Below are 10,000 nucleotides of genomic sequence, written 5' to 3' on the forward strand. Positions count from 1 at the left end.
ACGTAAAAAATAACTACGAAGTTCTGTCGGAAGATTGGCATGGATAACTGGTACTTTTACTTGTTATCACAAATAAATAGCGTTAAAGCTGAAAATAATAGCCATTGAACAAAATATCCGCAGAATTATAGCCAGAGTGACATGAGCCTGATGTGCTCTGGGGACAACCGAGGAAAATATATGGAACAATCAACTGCACTCATCACTAATGATGCTGTGGTACTTGGGGTGCTGGCGCTGATATTGGGTTTTGTTTTTCATACCAGCCATAGTTCATCGCCTTTCTGGCAGAAATTCTATCGCTATGTACCTTCTGTACTGCTGTGTTATTTCATCCCGTCACTTTTTAATAGTTTCGGCATTATTGATGGTGAACATTCACAGCTGTATCAAATGGCGTCCCGTTATTTGTTGCCAGCCTGTCTGGTGCTGCTCACTTTGAGTGTCGACTTCAGAGCTATTCTGGGTTTAGGTCCTAAAGCTCTAATCATGTTTCTGACCGGGACTCTGGGCATTATGTTGGGTGGACCTTTGGCGTTGGCATTGGTTGGGCCGTTTTTTCCAGAACAGCTTGGTGGAGAAGGTGCAAACGCGGCCTGGCGTGGTATGTCGACTATTGCAGGCAGTTGGATAGGCGGTAGCGCCAATCAGGCTGCAATGAAAGAAGTATTCGAAGTGGGCGGTGAGATTTTTTCTGTCATGATCACTGTGGATGTTTTAGTAGCCAATATTTGGACAGCCGCTTTATTATGGATGGCAGCCAACGCAGCCCGCATCGATAAAAGTACTGGTGCTGACACCAGAGCCTTACAGCATTTACAAAGTAAAATAGAAACCTATCAGGCAGAAAACTCGCGTAATCCAAAAACTCATGACTTGATGATGATCATTGCCATCGGCTTTGGTGTGGCTGGTGCAGCGCATTTTCTGGCAAATTTGATCGCTCCATGGATTGAACAGCAGGCGCCACAACTGGCTATGTACAGTCTGACCAGCACCTTTTTCTGGATTGTGGTTCTGGCAACTACTTTTGGTTTGTTATTGTCCGGCACTAAAGTCCGGCATTTGGAAGCGACTGGCGCGTCTAAAGTCGGTTCTGTGATGGTCTATATTCTGGTCGCTACCATTGGTATGCATATGGATGTGACTGCGATTATGGATTATCCGGTGATGTTTTTGGTGGGTCTGGTTTGGATCTCCATTCACGCCGCTGTGATGTTACTGGTGATGAAGCTACTGAAAGCACCGGTGTTTTACATGGCTGTAGGGAGTCAGGCCAACGTTGGTGGCGCCGCTTCAGCCCCTGTTGTTGCCGCCGCTTTTCACCCGTCACTTGCACCTGTAGGTGTGTTACTTGCCGTTTTAGGTTATGCCTTAGGTACCTATGGTGCTTACTTATCGACTTTAATGATGCAGTATGTAGCGCCTTAATCAGAGCGCTGCACCTTAAGAAAATGCCCGGGGTTCGGGGTTTATGGCTGTTGGCCAACAGAGATGTTTAAAGTCTGAACCCTGGGTGTGTTTAAGGCGCTGTAGTTGTTGATTCCCGCACTAAAAGTTCAGGAATAAAGACAGGTTGATCGTCCGTCTGTTTGTGGCTGCCCGGTCTGGTATGTTTAAACAGTAACTCTGCGGCACTGCGCGCTATGGTACTGTTCGGCTGATGCGCAGTAGTCAAAGGTGGCCAGGTCTGGCGTGAAAACGGACTGTTTTCAAAACCCACTATAGAAAGTTGTTGTGGGATCTCAATATGCTGCAGCCGGGCGCTGAATAAAGCGCCAGCTGCAATTTCATCATTACAGGCAAAAATAGCTGTTGGCTTGTTGGCTAAGGCTAATAATTGCGTCGCGCCTTTTACTCCGGATTCAAAGGAATAGCTGCCGGGCACAATAAACTTGGGGTTGGTTTCTATGCCTCTTTTTGTCAGTGCGGCTTTAAAACCAGCCAAACGTTCACCGCTTGAACTGTGTTCTTCATCCCCACATAAAAATGCGATTTGGCTGTGACCCAATTCCAGTAAATGGTTAGTGATCTTAAAAGCCGCAGTGAAGTCGTCAACCAGTACACAGTTAGTTTGCTTAGGCGAAGGCGTAGAGCCAGAAATAATACGAACAAAATCTACATTAATACTGCTCAAGGCTTCTGCTATTTCAGGCATTTCAGAAAATGGTGGAGTTAGCACTAAACCCGCCAATCTGGAATGTTGAACCAAATCTATCACTTCCCGCACTATGCCAGGCGATTTTGCATTCGTTGGATGGATCAGCAGCTCATAACCATGCTTACGGCAAGCATCTAGTAAACCTCTCTGCATATCAATAACATAGTAGGCATTGGGGTTGTCGTAGATATAACCTATGCTGTACGACTTGGTGCTGGCCAGATTACGCGCTGCAGCGTTAGGCTGATAATGCAGTTCCTGCATCGCCTGATTTACCTTATCGACTGTCGCTTGTTTTACTGACGGCTCGTTGTTCATTACCCGCGACACTGTCTTAATTGACACACCTGCTTTAGCCGCTACGTCATGAATGGTCACTTTCATTGCTGGATCCCAAAAAGCACAACACCCAATGGTCTTATGCTGAAAATAAATAAGCTGTTTTTCCGCTGAACCAGCTAACTTTATGACAGCGCTGGTCATTTTGTAACAAAGATTAAGCTAAGGGATAACTCTTTTTTGTCAAAACGGCAAACATTTATTCCAGCTTTTTTGGTTAAAAAAACAACTGTTTTTTATTTCCCTGAATAAGTCATAAAAATTGTTTATATAAATCATGTAGATATGGTTTTCTTGCTGAGGCGGGGTCCATCAGTTCACAAAGTTTTATTATAAAAATCAGTTCTAAAGGAACCTGACGGACTTTTTAAATTCGTTTAAATTTTCAGCTAAAGGAATTTGCAAAGCTGATTTTTTTTGTGTATGTTAAATTTCAATGACAGCGTTGTCATGGTGGGGGCATGAAAACCTGTTGTTTCAGGACAAAAAAAATCATCGCACAAAAAAACAGGAATGGGAGAGAAGCTTATGCTGCACAATAAAATGAATAAGTGCGCCGTAGCAGTCAAATTAGGTCTGATGGCTGGTGCCGCCGCTCTGGCGTTTCCGGCAATGGCAGATCAGGCCGCTGATAAAACGGACGCTAAAAAAGAGCAACAGGTTGAAGTAATTCAGGTCACAGGTATTCGCGCTTCGCAGGAAGCAAACTTAAACGCCAAACGTTTCAGCGATACCATTATTGACGTAATTACTGCTGAAGATATTGGTAAATTCCCGGATAAAAACGTAGCTGAATCGTTGCAACGTGTGCCTGGCGTGACTATTCAACGTCAGTTTGGTGAAGGTGCTGCAGTCTCTATTCGTGGTGCTGGTCAGGATTTAACCCTGACTACCTTAAATGGTCAAAACGTTGCTTCTACCGGATGGTTCGTGCTTGAACCTGCCCGTCGTAGTTTCAACTACGAGCTGTTACCTTCTGAACTTGTCGGTGATTTGGAAGTATATAAAAGTTCACAAGCTGACCTGGCGGAAGGTGGTGTTGGTGGTACTGTAGTAGTCAACACCCGCAAGCCACTGGATCTAGATCCCCTGACAGTTTATGGCTCTATTGAAGGTCAGTATCAGACAGATTCAGGTGAAACTGACCCGCTGTTTTCCGGCATGACCAGCTGGAAAAATGATGATGAAACTTTTGGTGTGTTAGTGGCTGGCGTAGTACAAAACCGCAGCCTGCAGCGCCAGGGTAATGAAGCATTCTGGCAATGGGGTGCTGGCCCGGTTGCTTTTGAGCAGGAACGTAAGCGCTCAGCTATTACTGCAACTTTCCAGTACGCACCAAATGATGCTCTGAACATTGTGTTTAACGCAATGGACATGAAAATGGAAGCCGATAACACCAACTACGCGTTGTGGTTAACTCAGGCCGATACCACCTGGGGTGGCGGCACTACGGAAGAGTGGTTGGGAGACCCAAGCAAAGGTGAAGGTACTCCGGTTAAAGGTCCATTAAATGTAGCCTACTGGCAGGCGCGTCCTCGTGAAGCGACCATGAACTCAGATGTTTTCGACGTAAAAGTTGAATACAAAGGTGACAACTATGTCTGGAGTACCCAGTTGGGTGATACTTCGTCCACTGGTGGTACCGATTTTGAAATGGTGGTGGATGACGGTACGGGCGGTACACCAATTCCTGGCGGAACCTATGACTTTACCAAGGGCTACCAAAGCTGGAATACCAATGGTTTTAATATAACAAACTATAATCCGGGTTCCCTCACTATGGGTACCGGGGCCAATTTCAACCGTACACCAAAAGAAGACGGTGAAACTTATATTCAGTCAGATATTAAGTTTGATGTTGAATTAGGTGCGATCAACGCCATAAAAACTGGTTTCCGTTACGCTGATCACAACACCACCAGCCGTCGTTTTGAGTACATTCAGAAAGCTGGTTTTAACCCTACCATTTCTACTGCTGATATTGGTGCAGGCACCATAGATGTAGGGGCGGGCGATTACAGCATTCAAAAGTTTGATCCAAATGCATTAAAAGCTTGGGCCAAAGCCAGCATCATTGGCGAAAACGAAGATCTAGGTGCCTATAGCGAAATTACGGAGAAGAACGCTGCAGCTTACCTGATGGCGAATTATGGTGTTGAATCTATCCGCGGTAACTTTGGTGTGCGCTATGTTACTACAGACGCAACCTCTACTTATTACCTGGCGGGTAAGAAACAAGATTCAGATGCGGATTACGCTGAGTTTTTACCTAGCTTCAACATAGTGATGGATTTGGCTGATGACGTTATTTTACGTGCTTCAGCAGCCCGCACTCTGGCTCGCCCACAATATGTGGACATGTATGTCAATCCAAACGTAATGGGTACTAACGACGATTTACCAAACAACCAGCGCTGGATTGTTGGGAATATCGGTTTAAAACCATTTATCGCCGATCAGTTTGATTTGGGTATTGAATGGTACTTCGACGCGAACTCCATGGTATCTGCTGGTTTGTTCAGTAAAGACGTGAAGAACTTCGTTAACGTAGTGAACTCTTCTGCGTCGGCAGAACAAATCCCATTCCCGTTAACCCGTCCTGAAGAGGCCGCTAACGGCTGGATTGTTCAACAGAAAGAAAACGGTAAAGACGCGACTATTCAGGGTCTGGAGCTGCAGTATCAACAATACTTCGGTAATGGTTTTGGTAGCTTAGTGAACTACACCTACACAGATACTGAAACAGATCCGACGACTTTCAGCGATCTGAACGGTGTGCTGAGCGACAGTTCACGCCACTCTTATAATCTGAGTGGATATTACGAAGATGACCTGTTCCAGGTTCGGCTGTCTTATAACTGGCGTAGTGAATACATGATCCGTGAGGCGGGTTCTTATGGTAACCGTCTGCATGATGATTACGGTAGCCTTGACATGAGCTCTGTATGGCATGTAACTGACCATATTGATGTTAAACTGGACGTTGTAAACATACTGGAAGAGGGTTCTAAGCAATTCGGTAATAATCAGGGACCAAGCTTCTACAATGGTTTTGCTGATGGTTTCCCAATATTTGAGTATGAAATGGCACGCAGAATTTCTTTAGGTGCTAGTTTCAAATTCTAAATTAGGGTAAGTTGGTGGCTTCGAAAAGGGGAGTGAACTCCCCTTTTATATCCCTGGAACCTGAAGTTGCATTTGTAAGATCTGCAATTCCAGTCTCTCAGGGTAAAGGCCTACAGAATTTCAAGCTGCCGCCTTGTTGCTGCAGTTTTAGTCTCTTGGGGTCAGCCACTCAACAAGCCTTCAAAAAGGCTAACGCAACCAATAAGTAGTAGTCAGAGGTTATAGCCATGTCTGTACAAGTTTCCCCATTGTTCCGCGAAAAGCATGCAGCGCTTAAAATCAGTCGGAAAAAAGCTTTTGCTCATATTGAAAATCAACACATAGTGCCAGTAGTTGCGCATGAATTTATTCGTGTTGCCGCTGAATTACCTATAGTTTTTGTGAAAAACAACGAAACTGGCATCTTTGAATCTGTAGCTATGTTAGCCCTGGCTCCAGGTCAAAATCTGTTAGTTCAGGATGGTGAATGGCAAGGCAATTATGTGCCCCGCGTCTTACGTAACTACCCATTGGCGTTAATGGAAGATGGTAACAATCCTGAGCAATTATTAGTGGCCATGATTGAATCCAGTCCAATGGTGAACACTGAAGAAGGTTTTGCACTCTTTAATGAAGACGGTTCCGAGTCTGACTTCCTCAAAGCCAGAACAGCCTCTTTAGGTGAGACCATTCAATTGGCGCAAATGACCAAAGGCTTCAATAAAACACTGGCGGATTTGGAATTACTGATCCCTCAGACGTTGACCATGACAATTGAAGGCAAGCCACGTGAAATCAGCGGTATTTATATCGTTGATGAGAAAAAACTACAGGAATTACCAGATGAGCAATTCCTCGATTTGCGCAAAAAAGGCCTATTGCCAGGAATTTATGCCCATCTGATGTCTCTGCAACAAGTGCAGCGTTTAGGTGAGCGCCAAAGCAAAAACGCAACGGCGGCCTGATTTTAGGCCAGTCGTTTGAGGTTTCCTTATGTCTTCACAAACGACAGAAAAAATACAACATGTTTTAGTGGTTGGCGGTGGTGCAGCTGGTTGGTTAACCGCCTGCCATCTGGCAAAAAAGCTAAAACCAGGCACAGCGGGTGGCGTCAAAGTCACCTTGCTGGAGTCTCCGGACATTCCCATCATAGGAGTAGGCGAAAGCACTGTTCCTGCTATACGTCGTAGTTTGAGTTACCTTGGTATTAGTGAAACCGACCTGGTTCGTCACTGTGAAGCGACTTTTAAGCAAAGTATTAAATTTGTGGACTGGCTGCACAATCCAGTGGCTGGCCAAAGTAGCTATTACCATCATCTGTTTGATTACCCTGATGCCTTTAATTTTGATTTGACGCCTTATTGGTTAGCTGGCACTCAAGCTCAAAGTTATGCCGATGCTTTAACTATTCAGGGTAAGGTTTGCGATGCGGGGCTAGGGCCTAAGCAAATCACCCATGCTGAGTTTGATGGCCTGACTAACTATGCTTATCACCTGGATGCAACTCAATTTGCTGCTTTGCTGGCAAAACACGGCACAGAGAAACTGGGAGTCAGCCGACTGCTGGCGAATGTCACTGACGTTCAGCTGTCGCCCTGTGGCGATATAGCTGCTGTATCAACCGACAGCTGTGGGGCAATTTGCGCCGATCTCTACGTAGATTGCACTGGCTCTAGCTCGCTCTTGTTAGGTAAGGCTCTGAATGTGCCTTTTATTTCCAGACAAGACGTGCTTTTTGCCGACCATGCTCTGGCTTTTCAGCTGCCTTATGAGTCAGAACAGAGCCCAATACCGAGTTTTACTATAGCCACTGCCAAAGAGGCTGGCTGGATTTGGGACATTGGCTTATCCACCCGTCGTGGTACTGGCTATGTGTATTCCAGCAGTCATACCAGCCATGAACAGGCAGAGCAGACATTCCGTGATTATTTAGGCCCGGCTGTGGCGGGAAAAGATGTACGCCGTATTGCGATGCAGGTTGGCTACCGTCAATGTGCCTGGAAACAAAACTGCGTTGCTATAGGCTTATCGCAGGGCTTTGTTGAGCCGTTGGAAGCTACAGGTCTATTGGTGTTTGATGCGACAGCACGGATGTTGGCCGATCAGTTTCCTGCCTCTGTTGGAGCTATAGCTGGCGTGGCGAAACGCTTTAACCAGAAGGTGCAGTATTCCTGGGATAAAGTGATCGACTTTATTAAGTTGCATTATTTTTTATCAAAAAGAGACGATTCTCCTTTTTGGCTTGATAACCGCGATCCTGCTTATGCGCCGGATTCCTTGGTGGAGCAACTAGCCTTTTGGCAGCAGCAATTACCCAGCCATTATGACTTTCCCAGCCGTTTTGAGATTTTTAATCTGGATAACTACCAGTACGTGATGTACGGCATGAATTTTCAGCCAGAGGCCAGTGCTATGAGTCACCAGCTGACGGATCCAAATCAGGCGCAGTTGTATTTCAACAGGGTGCAACAGCAACAGCAACATGCTTTGGCTATGTTGCCAACGCATCGCGCTTTGATAGAGAAAATAAAACAATTCGGCCTCCAAAAAGTGTGAGCCAGGTGACAACACTATGCAACAACAACTCATTACCATAGTAGGTGGCGGTTCTTCAGGCTGGATGACGGCTATCTATCTAAACCGGCTGTTTAATTTACAAAGCCCTCAGGTCAGGATCCGGGTTATTGAAAGTCCGGATATCGGCATTATTGGTGTTGGTGAGGCGACTGTGCACAGCATTCGTTTTTTCTTTGCCGCCATGGGGCTGGATGAGCAGGAATTGTTGCGCGAGACCAATGCAACTTTTAAAACCGGTATTATGTTCCGGAACTGGATGGCACCAGTCGATGGCCAGACCCATCAGTATTTTCATCCCTTTGAGCAACAACAACTGGGTCAGCAATTGGATATCTCCAGCAGTTGGCTGGCCCAGGGCAGGTTTGCCTTTGAACGCTACGACCAAGGCGTATCGTTAAGCGCCGCTCTAATGGCGGCAGGCCATGGCCCAAAAGCGCTGAGTTCGAAACCTTACCAGGGGGTGGTGCCTTATGGCTATCATCTGGATGCGGCTATGCTGGCGCGGTTTTTAAAGCGTAAAGCTGTTGAGGCAGGAGTGGAGCATATTGAAGACACCATCACTGATGTCACAGTAGAAGATGGCTGTATCAGTGCCGTGCATGGCGCTAAAGCCAGTTACAGTTCCGATACCTTTATCGATTCAACAGGTTTTCGCAGCCTGCTGATCAGTCAATTAAAGACCGATAACTGGCAGTCCTTTACCGACGCTTTACCTTGCAATAGAGCTGTGGCTATTCAGCGCGAGTTACCGCCAGGGCATAGCCCAAATCCGTACACTGTGGCGACAGCTCTGAGTAATGGCTGGGTATGGCAGATTGACCTAACCAGCCGGCAGGGCACAGGTTATGTGTACGATGGTAACAGACTGAGCAAAGAGCAAGCAGAGCAGGAGCTACGAGATTTCCTCGGCTGGGATTCGGAGTTCATCAAATGCACTCATCTGGAGATGAACGTTGGCTGCCGCAAGGAATTTTGGATTGGCAACTGTATCGCAGTGGGGCTGGCTGGTGGCTTTATTGAGCCACTTGAATCGACAGGTTTGCACCTGATTAACCTCGGTGCTCGTTTGCTTGGCACTCATTTAATGCAAAAGCAGCCGGCGCAGGCGGTGAAAGACGCCTACAACAAATCGATGAATGGTTTTTATCAGGATTTGAAGCAGTTCATTGTGCTGCATTATTGTCTGAGCAACAGAACAGACACCGAATTCTGGCGTGGTATGCCAGCCAAAGCGCAGTTGTGTCCCGGCTTGCCGGAAAAGCTGGCGTTGTGGCAGCATAAAATCTGTGAATACCATGACTTAGCTGGTGGTTATGCCACTACCTTTGTTGACGAGAACTACCGATACATTCTGTATGGTATGCAGCATTATCCAGCACTGCAGTACCAGTGTACTGAGCTTGATAAACAGGTGTTTGGGCGGTTGCAGCAGTTATCGGAAAAAGCCGTCAGTATGACCATGCCGCAACAGGACTTTTTGCGAAAACTAGCCTCAGATTGTTAAAAAGTCAGCTGTCAGAGCTGAGCTTCCAGCTCTGCGGCCAAGCCGGCTAACTGGCTTTGATACTTTTTCCAACTGCCAACAGAGGACTGAAACATGGGTTGGCGCACCTGGCTATTACTAACCGTATGTACAGAGCGGATATTCTGATGAAAATCCAGGCACTGTTCCTGCCAGGGCAAGTCCAAAAACTCCAGTAACTTTTTGCTTTGTTGCTGCTGCTCTGTGACCAGCAGCTCGTAGTCTATAGTGAGAATTTTCTGCGGTAACTGCTGCTGCCAATAGTTCATCAGCCGCCGGTAGGCCAAATAATAGTG

General features: G+C 46.3%; 7 protein-coding genes. 5 read left to right on the forward strand and 2 right to left on the reverse strand.

What is annotated here, in order from left to right:
* Positions 1 to 180: 180 nt before the first annotated feature.
* A complete protein-coding gene (locus LDL40_RS09725; protein ID WP_300995127.1) occupies positions 181 to 1,431 on the forward strand; it encodes a DUF819 domain-containing protein in 1,251 nt (416 codons plus the stop codon).
* Positions 1,432 to 1,522: 91 nt separating this feature from the next.
* Here the strand turns inward: LDL40_RS09725 and LDL40_RS09730 are convergent, their stop codons facing one another.
* Positions 1,523 to 2,545, reverse strand: coding sequence for a LacI family DNA-binding transcriptional regulator (locus tag LDL40_RS09730; RefSeq protein WP_300995129.1), 1,023 nt, complete (start codon positions 2,543 to 2,545; stop codon positions 1,523 to 1,525).
* Positions 2,546 to 3,028: 483 nt separating this feature from the next.
* Between LDL40_RS09730 and LDL40_RS09735 the strand changes: the two genes are divergently transcribed.
* The 4 genes from LDL40_RS09735 to LDL40_RS09750 all read left to right on the forward strand — a co-directional run bounded on the left by LDL40_RS09735 (position 3,029) and on the right by LDL40_RS09750 (position 9,686).
* Positions 3,029 to 5,626 carry a TonB-dependent receptor gene (locus tag LDL40_RS09735; protein ID WP_300995130.1) on the forward strand — a complete coding sequence of 866 codons (2,598 nt, stop codon included), beginning with the start codon at positions 3,029 to 3,031 and terminating at the stop codon, positions 5,624 to 5,626.
* Positions 5,627 to 5,853: 227 nt separating this feature from the next.
* Positions 5,854 to 6,570: a SapC family protein gene (locus LDL40_RS09740; protein ID WP_300995131.1), complete on the forward strand. Its 717-nt coding sequence runs from the start codon at positions 5,854 to 5,856 to the stop codon at positions 6,568 to 6,570.
* Between the two features lie 28 nt (positions 6,571 to 6,598).
* Entirely contained in the window at positions 6,599 to 8,161 is a 1,563-nt protein-coding gene (locus LDL40_RS09745; protein ID WP_300995132.1) for a tryptophan halogenase family protein, read from the forward strand.
* A 16-nt stretch (positions 8,162 to 8,177) separates the two neighbouring features.
* The gene (locus LDL40_RS09750) at positions 8,178 to 9,686 is read left to right on the forward strand and encodes a tryptophan halogenase family protein (RefSeq protein WP_300995134.1); all 1,509 of its coding nucleotides are present in this window, start codon (positions 8,178 to 8,180) and stop codon (positions 9,684 to 9,686) included.
* Between the two features lie 11 nt (positions 9,687 to 9,697).
* Here the strand turns inward: LDL40_RS09750 and LDL40_RS09755 are convergent.
* On the reverse strand, positions 9,698 to 10,000 hold a 303-nt coding region (locus LDL40_RS09755), incomplete at its 5' end, for a sulfotransferase (protein ID WP_300995135.1).

The organism is Rheinheimera sp., assembly GCF_020217005.1.
Taxonomy (GTDB): Bacteria; Pseudomonadota; Gammaproteobacteria; order Enterobacterales; family Alteromonadaceae; genus Pararheinheimera.

What these genes read in the sequence shown, in the direction of transcription:
- LDL40_RS09750 (WP_300995134.1), top strand. Translation starts at nt 8,178, where the DNA reads ATGCAACAACAACTCATTACCATAGTAGGTGGCGGTTCTTCAGGCTGG.
- LDL40_RS09725 (WP_300995127.1), top strand. Translation starts at nt 181, where the DNA reads ATGGAACAATCAACTGCACTCATCACTAATGATGCTGTGGTACTTGGG.
- LDL40_RS09745 (WP_300995132.1), top strand. Translation starts at nt 6,599, where the DNA reads ATGTCTTCACAAACGACAGAAAAAATACAACATGTTTTAGTGGTTGGC.
- LDL40_RS09730 (WP_300995129.1), bottom strand. Translation starts at nt 2,545, where the DNA reads ATGAAAGTGACCATTCATGACGTAGCGGCTAAAGCAGGTGTGTCAATT.
- LDL40_RS09735 (WP_300995130.1), top strand. Translation starts at nt 3,029, where the DNA reads ATGCTGCACAATAAAATGAATAAGTGCGCCGTAGCAGTCAAATTAGGT.
- LDL40_RS09740 (WP_300995131.1), top strand. Translation starts at nt 5,854, where the DNA reads ATGTCTGTACAAGTTTCCCCATTGTTCCGCGAAAAGCATGCAGCGCTT.